At 69.3% G+C, this 15,965-nt stretch carries 14 protein-coding genes; 8 read left to right on the top strand and 6 right to left on the bottom strand.

The features are described from left to right. The first annotated feature begins 21 nt into the window (after nucleotides 1-21). The 3 genes from dhaK to dhaM are packed head-to-tail and all read left to right on the top strand — an operon-like array spanning nucleotide 22 to nucleotide 2,326. Entirely contained in the window at nucleotides 22-1,023 is a 1,002-nt protein-coding gene (gene dhaK, locus AC1DHX_RS00905) for a dihydroxyacetone kinase subunit DhaK (RefSeq protein WP_476849901.1), read from the top strand. 2 nt (nucleotides 1,024-1,025) lie between these two features. Then, nucleotides 1,026-1,658, top strand: a complete 633-nt coding sequence (gene dhaL / locus AC1DHX_RS00900) for a dihydroxyacetone kinase subunit DhaL (protein ID WP_223914688.1) — start codon at nucleotides 1,026-1,028, stop codon at nucleotides 1,656-1,658. Then, on the top strand, nucleotides 1,655-2,326 hold the full coding sequence (gene dhaM, locus AC1DHX_RS00895) for a dihydroxyacetone kinase phosphoryl donor subunit DhaM (RefSeq protein ID WP_243178322.1): 672 nt from the start codon (nucleotides 1,655-1,657) through the stop codon (nucleotides 2,324-2,326). The genes dhaL and dhaM overlap by 4 nt, the downstream gene beginning before the upstream one ends. 3 nt (nucleotides 2,327-2,329) lie before the next feature. Here the strand turns inward: dhaM and AC1DHX_RS00890 are convergent, their stop codons facing one another. Continuing rightward, nucleotides 2,330-2,827 carry a hypothetical protein gene (locus AC1DHX_RS00890; protein ID WP_476859502.1) on the bottom strand — a complete coding sequence of 166 codons (498 nt, stop codon included), beginning with the start codon at nucleotides 2,825-2,827 and terminating at the stop codon, nucleotides 2,330-2,332. A gap of 16 nt (nucleotides 2,828-2,843) precedes the next feature. Then, on the bottom strand, nucleotides 2,844-3,680 hold the full coding sequence (locus AC1DHX_RS00885; protein WP_476859501.1) for an HhH-GPD family protein: 837 nt from the start codon (nucleotides 3,678-3,680) through the stop codon (nucleotides 2,844-2,846). Nucleotides 3,681-3,955: 275 nt separating this feature from the next. On the opposite strand from AC1DHX_RS00885, the gene AC1DHX_RS00880 reads away from it, so the two are divergent. Continuing rightward, nucleotides 3,956-4,672, top strand: a complete 717-nt coding sequence (locus AC1DHX_RS00880) for a hypothetical protein (RefSeq protein ID WP_476859500.1) — start codon at nucleotides 3,956-3,958, stop codon at nucleotides 4,670-4,672. A 55-nt stretch (nucleotides 4,673-4,727) separates the two neighbouring features. Here AC1DHX_RS00880 and disA read toward each other — a convergent pair whose 3' ends face one another. Then, nucleotides 4,728-5,804 (bottom strand): DNA integrity scanning diadenylate cyclase DisA, encoded by a 1,077-nt coding sequence (gene disA, locus AC1DHX_RS00875; RefSeq protein WP_018774911.1) that lies wholly within the window; start codon nucleotides 5,802-5,804, stop codon nucleotides 4,728-4,730. A gap of 376 nt (nucleotides 5,805-6,180) precedes the next feature. Between disA and AC1DHX_RS00870 the strand changes: the two genes are divergently transcribed. Together AC1DHX_RS00870 and AC1DHX_RS00865 are read left to right on the top strand one after the other, a co-directional pair. After that, nucleotides 6,181-7,794 (top strand): peptide chain release factor 3, encoded by a 1,614-nt coding sequence (locus AC1DHX_RS00870; RefSeq protein WP_028276909.1) that lies wholly within the window; start codon nucleotides 6,181-6,183, stop codon nucleotides 7,792-7,794. Nucleotides 7,795-7,966: 172 nt separating this feature from the next. After that, nucleotides 7,967-9,325: a protein kinase domain-containing protein gene (locus tag AC1DHX_RS00865; RefSeq protein WP_476859583.1), complete on the top strand. Its 1,359-nt coding sequence runs from the start codon at nucleotides 7,967-7,969 to the stop codon at nucleotides 9,323-9,325. A 26-nt stretch (nucleotides 9,326-9,351) separates the two neighbouring features. Here the strand turns inward: AC1DHX_RS00865 and AC1DHX_RS00860 are convergent, their stop codons facing one another. Then, entirely contained in the window at nucleotides 9,352-10,560 is a 1,209-nt protein-coding gene (locus AC1DHX_RS00860) for a PucR family transcriptional regulator (RefSeq protein WP_476859499.1), read from the bottom strand. Between the two features lie 97 nt (nucleotides 10,561-10,657). Here AC1DHX_RS00860 and AC1DHX_RS00855 point away from each other — a divergent pair, with 97 nt between their 5' ends. Continuing rightward, nucleotides 10,658-11,737 carry a ferredoxin reductase gene (locus AC1DHX_RS00855; protein ID WP_028276907.1) on the top strand — a complete coding sequence of 360 codons (1,080 nt, stop codon included), beginning with the start codon at nucleotides 10,658-10,660 and terminating at the stop codon, nucleotides 11,735-11,737. 13 nt (nucleotides 11,738-11,750) lie between these two features. After that, nucleotides 11,751-12,962 (top strand): fatty acid desaturase family protein, encoded by a 1,212-nt coding sequence (locus AC1DHX_RS00850; RefSeq protein WP_243178328.1) that lies wholly within the window; start codon nucleotides 11,751-11,753, stop codon nucleotides 12,960-12,962. Nucleotides 12,963-13,051: 89 nt separating this feature from the next. On the opposite strand, the gene AC1DHX_RS00845 is transcribed toward AC1DHX_RS00850, so the two are convergent. Together AC1DHX_RS00845 and AC1DHX_RS00840 are read right to left on the bottom strand one after the other, a co-directional pair. Beyond that, nucleotides 13,052-13,624 carry a class I SAM-dependent methyltransferase gene (locus AC1DHX_RS00845; protein WP_476859498.1) on the bottom strand — a complete coding sequence of 191 codons (573 nt, stop codon included), beginning with the start codon at nucleotides 13,622-13,624 and terminating at the stop codon, nucleotides 13,052-13,054. Nucleotides 13,625-13,703: 79 nt separating this feature from the next. Next, nucleotides 13,704-15,830: a copper-translocating P-type ATPase gene (locus tag AC1DHX_RS00840; RefSeq protein WP_476859497.1), complete on the bottom strand. Its 2,127-nt coding sequence runs from the start codon at nucleotides 15,828-15,830 to the stop codon at nucleotides 13,704-13,706. Between the last annotated feature and the right edge of the window lie 135 nt (nucleotides 15,831-15,965).

The raw sequence follows: 15,965 nt of genomic DNA, 5'->3' as shown, positions 1-15,965 counted from the left end.
CACCATCCAGGGAGCACCGCCATGAAGAAACTCATCAATGATCCCAAAGCCGTGGTCGACGAGTCAGTGGAAGGGTTCGGGCTTGCTCACGCCGACCTCGTGACCGTCTTCCCGGACCCGAAGTACATCGTGCGCAAGGACGCTCCCGTCGCAGGGAAAGTCGGGCTCGTCTCCGGCGGCGGCAGCGGACACGAGCCGCTGCACGGCGGGTACGTGGGCCTGGGCATGCTCGACGCCGCCGTCCCGGGCGCCGTGTTCACCTCTCCCACTCCGGACCAGATCCTGCCGGCCACGCTGGCCGTAAGCTCCGGCGCCGGCGTCGTGCACATCGTGAAGAACTACACCGGTGACGTCCTGAACTTCGAAACCGCCGCCGAACTCGCGCAGGCCGAAGGCGTCGAGATCCGCACCGTGCTCGTCAACGACGACGTCGCCGTGGAGGATTCGCTGTACACGGCCGGGCGCCGGGGCGTTGGCGGCACCGTCCTGGTCGAGAAAATCGCCGGTGCGGCCGCGGAGCGCGGTGACAACCTGGACGCCGTCGCCGCGATCGGTGACCGCGTCAACCAGAACGTGCGCAGCATGGGCGTGGCGCTGTCCGCCTGCACCGTTCCGCATGCCGGGGTGCCCAGTTTTGAGCTCGAGGAAAACGAGATCGAGATCGGCATCGGCATCCACGGCGAACCGGGACGGCACCGCATCCCGATGGAAAACGCCGACGGCATCACCGACCGGCTCCTGGATCCGGTGGTCAGCGACCTCGGCCTTGCTTCCGGGGACCAGGTGCTCCTGTTCGTCAACGGCATGGGCGGCACCCCGCAAAGCGAGCTGTACATCGTCTACCGCAGGGCCGCGCAGAAACTGGCCGAGCAGGGCGTCACCGTGGCCCGCTCCCTGGTGGGCAACTTCATCACCTCCCTCGAAATGCAGGGCTGCTCCATCACTGTCCTGCGCCTCGATGACGAGATGACAACGCTCTGGGACGCTCCAGTGCACACTCCGGCCCTTCGCTGGGGCGTCTGACCGTGGGCTTGGACGTCGGCTGGGCGGTGCGGTGGCTGACGCTTTCGGCGCAGGCCATGGCGGAACACCGGGTGGAACTGATCGAGCTGGACCGGCCTATCGGGGACTCGGACCACGGCGAGAACATGGACCGCGGCTTCAGGGCCGTGATGGACAAACTTGCCGAGGCGCCGCCGGAAACCCCGGCCGCGGCGCTGAAACTGACGGCCATGACGCTGATGTCCAAGGTTGGCGGGGCGGCCGGCCCGCTTTACGGCACGGCGTTCCTGCGGGCCGCCACGGCCCTGGGTGAGAGCTCCGACGTCGACGCCGCCACCCTCGCCGCCGCGCTGCAGGCCGCCCGCGACGGGATCGTCGCCCGCGGCAAGGCCGAATCCGGCGACAAGACCATGGTGGACGCCTGGACTCCCGCGATCGAGGCGGCCGCCGCAGCGGCTGGCGACGGCGACGGGGACGTCAGAAAGGTGCTGCTTGCCGCGGCGGAAGCCGCCGAAGCCGGCGCCGTGTCCACGGATCCGATGCTCGCCCGCAAGGGCCGGGCCAGCTACCTGGGGGAGCGCAGCATCGGCCACCGCGACCCCGGAGCGGTCTCCAGCGCGCTGATTCTGCGCGCCGCGGCCGGAGCGGCCGAATGACAGTCCGGCTGGTGGTCGTCTCGCACAGCTCCAAGATCGCGGACGGCGCCGTCGAACTCGCCGCGCAGATGGCTCCCGACGTCCTGATCCTCCCCGCCGGCGGCACCGACGACGGCCGCATCGGCACGAGCCTGGACAAGGTCATGGCGGCCCTGGAGCAGGCTGCCGGTGACGGTGTGGTGGTGCTCGCCGACCTCGGCTCCGCGGTGATGACGGCCGAGTCCGCTGCGGAGTTTGCAGCCGATCCAGGCTCGGTGCTGATTGCTGACGCGCCCATCGTCGAAGGACTCGTCGCGGCCGCGGTGGCTGCCCAGGCAGGGGCCGAAGCGGCAGCGGTGAAGGACGCGGCCGAGGCCGTCTACCGGCCCCCCGCCCATCCCGCGGAGGCGGGGCATGTGCACCAGCAGCCGCCGGACGCCACCGGGGACTTTGAACTCGTCAACCAGACCGGCATGCATGCCCGGCCGGCAGCGAAGATCGCCGGAGGCCTGTCCGCCATGGACGCCGAGGTGACCGTGAACGGCGCCGATGGCGCCTCCATGACCGAGCTCATGATGCTTGCCGCCGGCAAGGGAACCGTCCTGCACGTGGAGGCCAGCGGCCCGGACGCCGCCAAGGCGGTCGACTACCTTGAACGCCTGGTCGGCTCGGGGTTCGGAGAACCGTAAGCGCTAGGGTGCCTGGCGGAGGCCGGCCGCGTCGAGCACCACGCTGGCGGTGATGAAGGTTCCGCACTGCTCACCAAACGGGTGTGCCGCCCGGGGCGTGAACGCCGCGGTCCGGGCCGGCAGCGGGTTCCCGGCGGTGTCCGTGCCTGTGGCCGTCACCTCGATCCGGCTGGCGCTCAGCGTCTCCATCATCAGCATTCCGGTCAGGGTGCCGTCGGGCGAAGAAGTGGCCGAGCAGACGCCGTCGCCGCCGTAGGGGCCCGGCTCGCAGCCTTGGTCCACGGCCGTGCTCCCGGGAACCAGTTCGAGGTCCGCCTCCTTGCAGCGGCCGTCCTGGCACGCGGCCAGATGGATGGTCCGCACTGACGGGGCGTACTCCCGGTCCACCGTGAGCGACACAACGGGCGCCTGGGCGATCGCCGGGCAGGCGGCCTCCGGCCGGCACGAGACAGCCACGACTGCGGTGAGGACCAGCACGGCCGCGGCCGCCAGCTTGCGCATGCTCCAGCGTAGATCCTCAGCCCGGGAGCCGGAAGCCGCCCTGGTGCAGTTCGGCGAGGCCGTCGCCCAGCAGCCCTGCCATCGCCCGTTCCAGCTGCTCGGGGGCCGCGTTGAGCCGGTGCAGGGCCGCGAGCGGAATGCCGATGCCCTGCGGTTCGAAGCCCAGGTCCGCGGGAGCCTGGTGGAACAGGACCGGCGCCACGGGCTCCTCGGCTGCCCGCAGGACGGCCATCACGGCGCCGCGCACCTGCCGGTCCGTGCCGTGCCAGGCCTGTCCCTTGGGCGTGTACGTCGGCGCCGGCTCCCCGGCCGCCAGCCAGGCGCAGGACTCCCGGACAGGGCACTGGCCGCACTTGGGGGTCCGCGCAGTGCAGACCAGGGCGCCGAGTTCCATGACGGCGGCGTTCCAGCGCACCGAGGCGCCGGGGCGTTCCGGAAGCAGGGATGCCGCCAGCCGCATTTCGGCGGCGGTCAGGGCCTGGGCCGGCAGGGCAGAGCCGGTGACCAGCCGCGCGTGGACCCGGCGGATGTTGGTGTCCACCACCGTTTCGCGGCGTCCGTAGGCGAACGCGGCGACGGCCGCGGCCGTGTAGCTGCCCACGCCCGGCAGGTCCAGGAGCTCGGTGTACGTGCCGGGGACGGCCCCGCCGTGGCTGTCCCTGATGGCGACGGCGGCAGCATGCAGGCGCAGGGCGCGCCGGGGATATCCCAGCCGGCCCCAGGACCGGACGGCCTCCCCGGCGGGTTCGCCGGCCAGATCTGCCGGTTCCGGCCAGCGGCGCAGCCACTCCTCCCAGACCGGCAGGACCCGGACCACCGGCGTCTGTTGGAGCATCACTTCGCTGACCAGCACACCCCAGGGCGTGCAGTCCGCGGCCCGCCACGGCAGATCCCTGGCGTTGGACGCGAACCAGTCATCCAGGGCCGCATGGAGGGCTGGGAGATTGTCGGCACGGGCGGGCGCCCCGGCGGGCAGGGGGTCCCGCAGTGCCGCGGCGGATACGGGGGGCGTGGGGGTTAGAGTTTCGATCCATTCAGCGTAATAGATCGGGGTAACGGATCGGGACGGCGTCAGGTCCCGCGGCGTGGTCGGGCGCCATAGCCCGCGTGGTTCTCTAGGCTAGAAGAATGGTCAGGCAAGGCACTTCAGGTACGGGCGGTTCGCGGCCGAAAGGTTCCGCCCCGGGGCAATCCGGGCGCAAATCCGGACGGCCCCCACTGCGCCGGGTCTACCGCCGCCGCCGGCTGTTTGCAGGGGTGGTCCTGCTGCTCGCCATCGCCGTGGCCTTCGGCGGCTTTGTGGCGGTCTCGAATGCCATGGGCGGGGGCCAGTCTGCCGGCGCCCAGCCGTCCGGGGCAGGAGCGTCGCCGGCGGCCAGCCCGGCTGGCTCCGCGTCGGGGAGCCCGACGGCGTCCGGGGAGGCTTCGGCCTCACCCACGGCCACATCGGGGGAGGGCTGCGAGCAGAATCTGATCACCGTTACGGCCGCCACCGACAAACAGGCTTACGCCGCCGGTGAGAAGCCGCTGCTGAGCCTCACGGTGACCAACAACAACAAGGTCCCGTGCGAGGTCAACATCGGGACGTCGCAGATGGAGTACATGATCACCAGCGGCTCGGACCGGATCTTCTCCTCCAAGGACTGCCAGGCGGAGAGCGCGGACCTGATGAAGACCATTGCTCCGGGCAAGAGCGAGACGGCGAACTTCCCGTGGCAGCGCAACCGCACGGTGCAGGGCTGCGAGCCCGTCGAGGCCACGCCCGGTGCCGGCGGCGCCTACTACGTCTTCACCGCGCGCCTGGCGAACAAGAACAGCCCCAAGGCCGTGTTCCAGCTCAGCTGACCCGCATAACTCCTGTTACCCCCCCGATTACCCCCCGGTGGGCTTGTGGAGGGGGTTAGAGGAAGCGGTCCAGCAGGCTGGCCTCGGCCATGCGGCTCAGGCCCTCCCTGACGGTCCTGGCACGCTGGTCACCGATCCCGTCGACGGTCATGAGGTCATCGATTGTTGCCGCCATCAGGAACTGCAGGCCGCCGAAGTGGTCGACGAGCCGGTCGGCGACGGCCTTCGGCACGGCCTTGAGCCCGGAGAGCAGGCGGTAGCCGCGCGGCTGCACGACGGCGTCGAGGTTGGCCTCGCCGCCGGCGAAGCCGACGATCCCGGCGATCTTGCCCAGGTCGATCAGCTCGGTTGGGCCCAGGCTGACGAGGGCCTTGACCGCTTTGTCGATGTCCTCCGCTGTTGCGGCCGGCCCGGAGTAGTCGCGGATGATGACGTCGCTGCCCGGGCCGCGGCCGACGGTGAGCTCGTCCAGCTGCAGCGAGAGCAGGCGGCCGTCCTCGCCCAGTTCCAGGACGTACTGGGAGATTTCCTCGGAGATCCTGCGCACCATTTCCTGGCGCTGCAGGGTGACCGCGACGTCACGGACCGTCACCATGGCCTCGATTTCCAGGGCCGAGAGCGAGCTGGTGACCTGGTCCAGGCGCGAGCGGTAGCGTTCCAGGGTTGCCAGGGCCTGGTTGGCGCGGGCCAGTACCTTTTCGGAGCCCTCCAGGACGTGGCGCAGCCCGTGCACGTACAGCGCGATGATCTGCATTGACTGGCTGACCGAAATGACCGGGACGCCCGTCTGGATGGCCACGCGTTCCGCGGTCCGGTGCCTGGTGCCCGATTCCTGCGTTTCGATGCTCGAATCCGGGACGAGCTGGACCGCCGCGCGCAGGATGTTGCTGGCATCCTTGTCGCAGACGATGGCGCCGTCCATCTTCGCCAGTTCCCGCAGCCGGGTGGGGGAGAAGTCGATGCCGATCTCGAAGCCGCCCGAACAGATGGACTCGATGGTCCTGTCGATGCCCAGCACGATCAGCGCGCCGGTCCGGCCGCGGAGGATGCGTTCCAGGCCGTCGCGGAGGGCTGTGCCCGGTGCCACCCTGGCCAGGGTCGCCTTGAGCGCATCTTCAGGGCTCCGAGCCATAGATTTCCCTTCAAAGGTGCAGGGACGAGCCTGCAAGTGCGCCGGATTCCAGGGTCTCCCGGCAGGATCAAAGTACTCAGTTCCCCGCTCTCCCCATGATAGGGGTAAAGCAAGGCCACTTCCGCACAGGCAAGCCCTAAAGTGGTCCATTGCGGCGTGCCGCCGCGGGCCTCCTGAAGGGCTGCCCCGGGCGCCGTCCGTGACGGCATTTTGGCGCCGCAAGGCCGCAGCTTCGTGCCCGGGCCTCGCGCAGCTTCATGCGCGGTCCGGACGCAGCTTCGACCGTGGTCCGCGGCCTGCGATAAACTTGGATCCTTGGGTGTACCGCGGGCTCTCCGCGCCGTGACCCGTCCACTGCCGCAGCGAAAGTAGCATCGTGTCTCAAGAAGTCCTCAGCCCCGCCCGAGTCCAGGAGATTCACAAGCAGGCGGCCCGGCGCCGGACTTTCGCGGTCATTTCGCACCCCGACGCCGGCAAATCCACCCTGACGGAGGCCCTGGCGCTGCACGCAAAGGTGATCGGCACGGCCGGCGCCTCCAGCGGAAAGGCCAACCGCAAGGAGACGGTCTCGGACTGGATGCAGATGGAAAAGGACCGCGGCATCTCCATCAGCTCTGCCGCTCTGCAGTTCGCCTACCGGGACACCGTCATCAACCTCCTGGACACCCCGGGCCACGCCGACTTCTCCGAGGACACCTACCGCGTGCTCGCGGCCGTGGACTGTGCCGTCATGCTGGTCGACGCCGCGAAGGGCCTGGAAACCCAGACCATGAAGCTCTTCGAGGTCTGCAAGCAGCGCAACCTGCCCATCATCACAGTCATCAACAAGTGGGACCGGCCCGGCCTGGACGCCCTGGCGCTGATGGACGAGATCACCGAGCGCACCGGCCTGCAGCCGATGCCGCTGACCTGGGCCGTTGGCATCTCCGGCGACTTCCGCGGCGTCTGGGACCTGCGCAACGACCGCTTCGCGCAGTTCAAGCGCAACAACGCCGGCGCCAACATCGCCCTCACCGAATACTTCACCCCCGACGAGGCCGCCGCCAGCCAGGGCGACGATTGGTCCAACGCCGTGGACGAGGCCGGGCTGGTCATCGAATCCAACCTGGCGTTCGACGTCGCGGCCTTCCACGCCGGCAAGGCGACGCCGATCCTTTTCAGCTCGGCCGCGCTGAACTTCGGCGTCAAGGAAATCCTCGACGCCCTCGTCGACTTCGCCCCGCCCGCTGCCCCGCGGCCCGACGTCGACGGCGACCCCCGCCCCGTGGATGCCCCGTTCGCCGGGTTCGTCTTCAAGGTCCAGGCCGGCATGAACAAGGCCCACCGCGACCACGTTGCCTTCATCCGTGTCTGCTCCGGCATGTTCGAGCGCGGCATGGTGGTCACCCAGACCCGGACGGGGAAATCCTTCGCCACCAAGTACGCCCAGCAGGTTTTCGGCCGCGAACGCGAGGTGATCGACGAGGCCTTCCCGGGCGATGTGGTGGGCCTCGTGAACGCCTCCTCCCTCCGGGTGGGGGACAGCCTGTTCCTGGACCAGCCCGTGGAGTTCCCGGCGATCCCGCTGTTCGCCCCGGAGCACTTCCAGGTGGCGCGCTCCAAGGACCCGAGCCGGTTCAAGCAGTTCCGCCGCGGCATCGAACAACTCGAGCACGAGGGTGTCATCCAGGTGCTCCGCTCCGACATCCGCGGTGACCAGGCGCCCGTTCTTGCCGCCGTCGGCCCCATGCAGTTCGAAGTGGTCGAGGACCGCATGGCGCACGACTTCAGCGCCCCGATGCGGCTGGAGCGGCTCCCGTATTCCATGGCCCGGATCTCGACCGCCGACGCCATGCCGGCGCTGGCCAACGTCCCCGGCGCCGAAGTCCTGTTGCGCTCCGACGGGGAATACCTGGCCCTGTTCAACGACGTCTGGGCCCTGCGCCGGATCGAAAAGAACCACCCTGACCTCACCCTGGTGCCGATCGGGACCCACAACCCCGCAAAATAGCCCAAGGCGGCGGACCGAAAGGGTCCCGGGAAGTCTTCCGGAATCCGGTTTTCGCGTTATGATAAGTAAGCTTGCTTATGGTGCGGGTGCCGGGATTTGTCCCGGCTTTGGACTGATCCGCCCGCTTCCAGCGGCGGCCCCATTAGAGGGACCACGTAGACCTTTGACAACCATGGACCCCGGTTTCCTGCTCAGCGGGCGCTACCGGATCGAAGAACTCATTGGCAGGGGCAGCCAATCGAGCGTGTACCGTGCCACGGACGAGGTCCTGGGGCGTGAAGTGGCAGTCAAACTCTTCCGCGACGGGACAGTGGACGAAGAGCGGACCCGCAGGCAGGCCGATGAAGTGCGGATCCTGGCGGGGATGGCCCACCACGCCCTCGTGACACTGTTCGACGCCGGCACGGACCTCAGTGACCCGACCCGCCGGCTCAGTTATCTGGTGATGGAACTCGTCCGCGGCCCCGACCTGCGCCGCCGCTCGGCCGAGGGTCCGCTGTCGGCGGCCCACATGGCGCTGATCGGACACGATCTCGCCGACGGTCTTGCGCACATCCACCACCACGGCATCATCCACCGGGACGTCAAGCCGGCCAACATCCTGCTCGTGGACTACAGCGTCGAGGACCGGCGCGCCCGCGCCAAACTCAGCGACTTCGGCGTGGCCATCACCATCCGCGAAGGCCACCACGGCGACCCCGATGACAGCTCCGGCACCCCGGCCTACCTCAGCCCTGAACAGGCTGCCGGCGAACCGGCAGGCCCCGCCAGCGACGTCTATTCGCTGGGGCTGGTCCTGCTGGAAGGCCTGACAGGGAAAATGGCCTATCCGGGCGCGCCGGTGCAGTCCGCCCTGGCCCGGTTGCTCCACGACCCGGACGTCCCCGAAGACATCGCGCCCATGTGGGCGGCCCTGCTGACCTCCATGCTGGACAGGGATCCGGCCGCCCGCCCGCCGGCCCGGGAAGTGTCCCTGGCCCTGCGCCAGGAAGTCATCAGCGGCACAGGACGCCGCCGCCGGGACCCGGCCGCGCTGTTGACCGACGAAGAAGGGCGCATGCGTGCGGTCGAGCGGTACCGGATCCTGGACACTCCCGCGGACGGCGTCTTTGACCGGATCGCGGCGCTGGCCGCACGCATGTTCTCGGTGCCCGTGGCGATTGTCAGTGTTGTGGACCATGACCGCATCTGGTTCAAGTCCCACCACGGCACGGATGTCACGGAAATCGGCCGGGACCCCGGATTGTGCGCCTCCGCCGTCCTGCAGGGCGATGCCTGGATTGTCCGGGACGCCGTCAACGATCCCCGGACGCTGGCCAACCCCCTCGTGGCAGGCGAGTTCGGCCTGCAGTTCTATGCCGGGGTGCCGCTGCGCACTCCGGACGGCTACAACCTGGGCACCTTCTGCATCCTGGACCGTGAGCCCCGCGAGTTCAGCGATGAGGACACTGCCGCGCTGGAGGACCTGGCGGCGCTCGTGATGCACGACCTGGAGCTGCGGCTCCACAGCCGGCGGGCGCTCGCCGGGTAACCTGCGGTCCGCCCGACGGGCTTGGCCTACCGCCGGCCGGCGTGCAGGGCCAGTTCGAGTTCGAAGCGCGCCGTTGGGTCCTCGAGGGCGTCGCCAAAGAGCTCGCGCAGCTGCGCTGCCCGGTAGCCCACGGTCTGCGGGTGGATCCCGAGCTCGGCGGCCACGGGCGCCCGCTGGCCCCAGTGGCGCAACCAGGAGAGCAGGGTTTCGGCGAGCCGGTCGCGCTGTGCGGGCCGGAGCCCTTCCAGCGGCGCGAGCCGGCGGTTGGCGAGTTCGGTGATCGCCGAGGGTTCTGCACCGAGAATCACCTGCGCCAGGTGCTCGTCGGCCCAGATCGGGGGGTCATCCGGTCCCTCCCGCGGAGGCAGTGCTGCGGCGGCCAGCACGGCCAGCCGCAGCGAGTCCGGAACCCTCTCCCAGCCCCCGGCCGGTCCCACGGAAGCGCCGCGCCCCTTCAGGGCACGGTCCAGGTCGTCCCGGGCGGAGCGCGACATCCGCGCCGGCACCAGGGCGACAACATCGGTCTCGCGCTCAATCACAAGGGTGCCCGGGCCCAGGCGCAGCCGCAGCCCGGCCGCGCGGTCCAGCGGCAGCGTCACCACCGCCATGCGCTGGGGCAGGGACCAGTCCGCCATCGCCGCAGTCTGGCGCAGGGCCGCCTCGTCGGCCTGGCCGAGCAGGAGCAGGTCCAGCAGTTCGGTGCGCCGCCGGTCCACTGCTCCGGCCCGTTCGGACTGCTCAAAGGCGTAGGCCTCGGCGCTGACCGCTGACAGCTCATCGATGTACGCGAGGATCGATTCGCCCAGATCCACCACGACGCCCTGGCCCAGATGATGTTCCACTGAGACTTTGGACATCTCCCGGAACGTCACGCGGGCGCCCATCCGGTAGGCGCTCAGGAGCGCGTCCATGCTCCGCCCCTGCCGGAACTCGCCGCTGCCCAGCCCGGCCACCAGGTCCCGGCTTTCCTCGGACAGCGCCGGCAGCCGGGTCCCGGGCAGTTGCAGGAAGCGGTCCAGTGCCGCGGCCACGCCCCTGCGCAGCCCCCTGCCAAAGCGCCCCTCGATCGGCCTGGCGTACGCCGGGACGAGCTGCGGGACGGCTTCGATGATGGCCTCCACAATGCCGGGCATCCGCGGCCGCAGCATGTCGCTGACCTCCCGCGGCAGGGCCAGCCAGGGAGGATCGTAGGCGGGGGTGGGGCCGGCAGGCTCCCGGGCAGGGGATGTGTTCATGAACAGTCCGATGAGTTGTTGCGGCGGGATAGTTTTCTTGAGTCGATCGTATGCCTTGGGTGAAGAAGTATGGCGCAATCTGACATAAGCTTGATGAATGATCCGGCTCCGTAAGCTGGCGCGCGCCGCATCTCTACTGACCACCCCACTAGCTCCAGAAGACATTCTGTCGCTGTTCAATCCTGTGTTTTCCGCCCGCCAATTGCGCGGCGTAGTCACCAGGGTGGTTCCAGAAACGGCCGATTCCGCCACCATTTTCTTCCGTCCCGGCCGCGGCTGGCAAGCACATCTTGCCGGCCAGTGGGCCCGTATTGGCGTCGAGCTCGACGGTGTCCGCCACTGGCGGTCCTACTCGCTCAGCGCCCCCGCCGGACAGGACCCGGCAATCACCGTGACCGACATGGGCGCCGTCTCCGGGGCCCTCGTGCGCGGCACCAAGCCCGGCGACGTCCTGTTCCTGGCGCCCCCGCAGGGCGATTTCGTCCTGCCCGAGCATCCGCGGCCGCTGCTCATGCTCACGGCCGGCAGCGGGATCACCCCGGTGATGTCGATGATCCGCACGCTCGTTCCGCACCGCCCGGATTCGGACGTCGTCCTGATCCACACAGCCCGCACCGCCGCGGACACCATCTTCCGTGAAGAACTCGCCGAGCTCGCCGACCAGTTCCCCAACCTGCGCGTCACGCACTGGTTCACCGGTGAGAGCGGACGGCTGGACTTCACCTCGGCCGCCGACCTGGACCGGCTCTGCCCGGACTGGCGCCAGCGCGCCGCCTACGCATGCGGTCCGGAAGGGTTCCTCAACGACGCCGAGGCGCTGTGGGAGGCCGAAGCGGAGGACGCCCAGCAGGCCGCGGCCAGCTCGGGCACCCTGACCATCGAACGCTTCAGCACCAGCCTCGCCGGCGGCGCCGGGCACGACGGCGGCCTGGTCACCTTCGAGGCCTCCGACCGTGAAGTCGAGGCCGATGGCGACACCCCGCTGCTCGATGTCGGCGAGGACGCCGGCATCCTCATGCCCAGCGGCTGCCGGATGGGTATCTGCCACAGCTGCCTCATCCCGCTGCGGGCCGGCCACGTCCGTGACCTGCGCACCAACGAAGTGCACGGCGAGCCCGGCCAACTAATCCAGACGTGCGTGTCGGCAGCCGCCGGCCCCGTTAACCTCGACCTCTGAGGAGTATCACCGCATGACGATTGTTTCCAACAAACCGGACCTTTCCGACGCCGACACCCCCGCCACCAGCGGTTCAGCCGACACAGCGAAGGTCGTCACGGTCGCGAAGACGCGGCCCGGCGCCCTCGCCGAGACCGGCAGCCCGCTGTTGCGTCCGCCCGCGGCCGCCCACCTCTCCGACGAGCAGGTGGCGGAGCTGGGGCGCGAACTCGACGCCATCAAGGATGACATCCTCGCCAAGCGCGGGTCCGCCGATGCCGCCTACATCCGCCGCATGATCAAGATCCAGCGCGGCCTGGAGCTCTCCGGCCGTGCCCTGCTCCTTGTCAGCAAGAAGAAGCCCGCCTGGTTCGCCGGCACCGCGCTGCTGAGCTTCGCCAAGATCCTGGAAAACATGGAACTTGGGCACAACATCCTGCACGGGCAGTGGGACTGGATGCGGGACCCGGACATCCACTCCACCACCTGGGAATGGGACTTCGTCACCCCCGCGCGCTCCTGGCAGCACACCCACAACGATCTCCACCACCGCTGGACAAATGTGGTCGGCAAGGACAACGACATCGGATACAACCTGCTGCGGATGGATCCGGACCAGAAATGGACGCCCTTCAACCTGGGCAACCCGCTGTACAACGCGCTGCTGGCACCGGTCTTCGAGTGGGGCATCGCGATCTACGACCTCGAACTGGTGGACTACAAAGAGGGCCGGAAGTCCAAGGAAGCCCTGACCAAGGACCTGAAGGCCCTCGGCCGCAAGGCACTGACGCAGTTCACCAAGGACTACGCCGCCACTCCCGCCGTCGCCATGCTGACCGGTTCCGGCAAGCAGGCCCTCTACGGCACGCTGACCGCCAACGCCGTCCGCAACGTGTGGGCGCACGCAGTGATCTTCTGCGGCCACTTCCCCGAAGGCACCGACACCTTCACCGAGGAAATGGTGGAGGGCGAGACCCGCGGTGACTGGTATGTGCGGCAGATGATCGGCTCGGCCAACATCTCCGGCTCCAAGTTCATGCACCTCATGACCGGCAACCTCTCGCACCAGATTGAGCACCACCTGTTCCCGGACCTGCCCTCGAACCGCTACGCGGAGGTGCAGCCGAAGGTGCAGGAGATCTGCAAGCGCTACGGACTGCCGTACACCACGGGTCCGCTGCTGAAGCAGGTCGGCTCCACGTGGGCGAAGATCTTCAAGCTGGCGCTGCCGCCCAAGAAGGCCTAGCAAATCCAGGCCGGCTCAGCCGGAGCGAAATCATGAGAGGGGCGTCTGCCATCGCGGCAGGCGCCCCTCTTCGTTGTGCCGGGGCGGGGTCAGGATTTGCCCGCCGCGCCGAGGACGTGGGCCAGCCGCGGATTGCCGGGAAGCACCGAAAAGCCGAAGCGCTCGATGCCCTGCACGCTCAGGCCTGCCGCGGCGATCATGGCTGCGGTGTCACGGTTCGGGTGGCATCCGCCTGCCACCCGGCCCCACAGCGGTGTGAGCAGGTCTTCGGCAGCCCCCAGCAGGCGGTGCGCTGAGCGGACATGTTCGTAGAACAGCAGCAGGCCGCCGGGGCGCAGGACCCGGACCACCTCCGCCAGGGCGAGGGACGGGTCCGCCACGCTGCACAGCACCAAACTGGAGACGACGACGTCGGCCGAGGCATCCGCCGCCGGCAGCGCTTCCGCCACGCCGTCCCTCACCGTGACGGGCACAGGGGCCTTGCCGGCGGCGGCGAGGGCCAGCGCACGGAGCGTGGGGTCCGGTTCGAGGGCCAGCACGCCGGAGACCGTGGAAGGGTAGAACGGGAAGGTGGCCCCGTAGCCCGCCCCGATTTCGATGACGAAGCCGTGCGCCGGCGCGACGAGCCGGCGGCGGTGCTCTGCTGCGCCGCGGGCGTCCATCCGCGGACCTACCCGGGCATACGATCTCCCGAATGATGACTCACGGCGGGTGGTTTCCGGCATGGGGGCCTCCACCAGGTCAGCTGACCGCGGCCGGGTTGAGCTTGAGCCTGCGCAGCAACTGGGCGTTCAGGGCAACCACAATGGTCGACGCCGACATCATCACGGCGCCCGCGGCGGGGGACAGGACAATTCCGGCGAAGGCGAGGACACCGGCAGCCAGCGGCACCGAGATGATGTTGTATCCGGTGGCCCACACGAGGTTTTGCCACATCTTCCGGTAGCTCGCGCTGGAAAGGTCGAGCATTGACAGCACAGCCCGCGGATCGTTGCCGGCCAGGACCACGCCGGCAGATTCCACGGCCACGTCCGTGCCGCCGCCAATCGCGATCCCCACCTCCGCCCGTGCCAGCGCGGGGGAGTCGTTGACGCCGTCGCCCACCATGGCCACCTTCAGCCCGCGGCCCTGGAGCTCCGCCACTTTCTTGTCCTTGTCGGCGGGGAGGACCTCGGCGAACACTTCGTCGATGCCGAGCTCGGCGGCGACGGCGTGCGCCACCTGCCGGGCGTCGCCGGTGACCATGGCCACCTTGATGCCGCGTGCCTGCAGGGCCCGGACGGCCTGGCGGGACTCGGGCCGTACGGCATCCTCGAGGCTGACAGCACCCAGGACCCTGCCGCCGTCCACGACATGGAGCACCGCCGCGCCGCGCTTCAGCCAGGCGCCGGTCGTGGCGGCCAACTCCGGCGGCTCCTGCAGACCCAGCTCCCGGAGCAGGGCCGGACCGCCCACCTGGACCGTGCGGCCATCGACCGTGGCGCGGACCCCGCGGCCGGTCAGCGACGTGAACCCGTCCGCCGTCGGAAGTTTCAGTCCCCGTTCCCGGGCGGCGGCAACGATTGAGCGGGCCAGGGGATGTTCGCTGTCAGCCTCCACGGCGGCCGCGAGTGCCAGCACCGTATCCTGCGCGGCGTCTTGGCCGGTTGTTCCCGCGTCTGCGGCGGCGACTTCCTTGAGTTCCGGTTCGCCCCTGGTCAGGGTTCCGGTCTTGTCGAACAGCACGACATCGACTGTCCGCATGCGCTCCAGGGCCATCCGGTTCTTGATCAGGACGCCCGCCCGGGCGGCGCGCTCGGTGGAAATGGCGATGACGAGCGGGATGGCAAGGCCGAGGGCGTGGGGGCAGGCGATCACCAGGACCGTCACGGTGCGGGTGACCGCGTCTCCTATGCTGCCCATCAGGGTCCAGAAGATGAACGTCAGGACGCCGGTGCCGGCCGCGAAGTAGAAGAGGAAGGCCGCAGCCCGGTCGGCCAGGGCCTGGGCCCGGGAGGAGGACGCCTGCGCCTCGGCCACGAGGCGCCGGATCCCGGCGAGGGCCGTGTCCTCGCCGATGGCCGACACCCGGACCCGCACGGAGTTGTCAGTGGCGATGGTTCCGGCCACCACGGGATCCCCCGGGGCCCGCAGGACGGTTTTTGATTCGCCCGTGATCATGGATTCGTCGAATTCGGCCTGCCCGCCGCTGACGGTGCCGTCGGCCGGCATCCGGCCGCCGGGGCGGACCAGGATGGTGTCCCCGGCGCGGAGTTCGGCGAGGCTGACGGTCTCCGTGCCGGCGGCCGTGACGCGTTCCGCTTCGTCGGGCAGCAGCGCCGCCAGGGCATCCAGCGCACCCTGCGCCGAGCCGAGGGCGCGCATCTCGATCCAGTGGCCCAGCAGCATGATGGGGACCAGCAGCGCCAGCTCCCACCAGAAGTCGAGATCGAAACCGCCGATGCCGAGGCTGGTCACCCACGAGGCGATAAAGGCGACGCTGATGGCCATGGCAATCAGCAGCATCATCCCCGGTTTTCGCGTCTTCAGTTCATTGAGTCCGCCCTTGAGGAACGGACGGCCGCCGTAGAGGTAGATTGCCGTGCCGAACACCGGCGGGATCCACGCTGAGCCGGGGAAGGCGGGAGGAGCGTAGCCCAGGAGTTCCGCGAACATGGGGCTGAAGAAGACCACCGGCACGGCCAGGGCCAGTGACAGCCAGAACCTGTCCCTGAACATCGCGACGCTGTGCCCGGCATGCTGGCCGTGGCTGTGTACCGTGTGCTCATCCGCGGCGGAGCCCACGGCATGGTTGCCGTGCGGCGTCCCGCCCGGGCTGTGGTTCCTGAGGCCCTGGTCCGCGCCGGGGCTGCTGTGCCGGTGTTCCATGGTGTGTGCTCCTGACGGATGCTCAGTCATCTGCGGCTACGCCAAACATACCCCCGGGGGGTATCTTTGGCAAGAGGGCATTTCCAGCCTCAGCGGACCTCGATAACGCCCATCATCCCGAGGTCCCAGACCACC

It is taken from the genome of Arthrobacter sp. 05N33_2 (genome assembly GCF_056397425.1).
The sequence above is the reverse complement of the archived record's forward strand: the minus strand, read 5'-3'. Positions and strand labels throughout refer to the sequence as shown.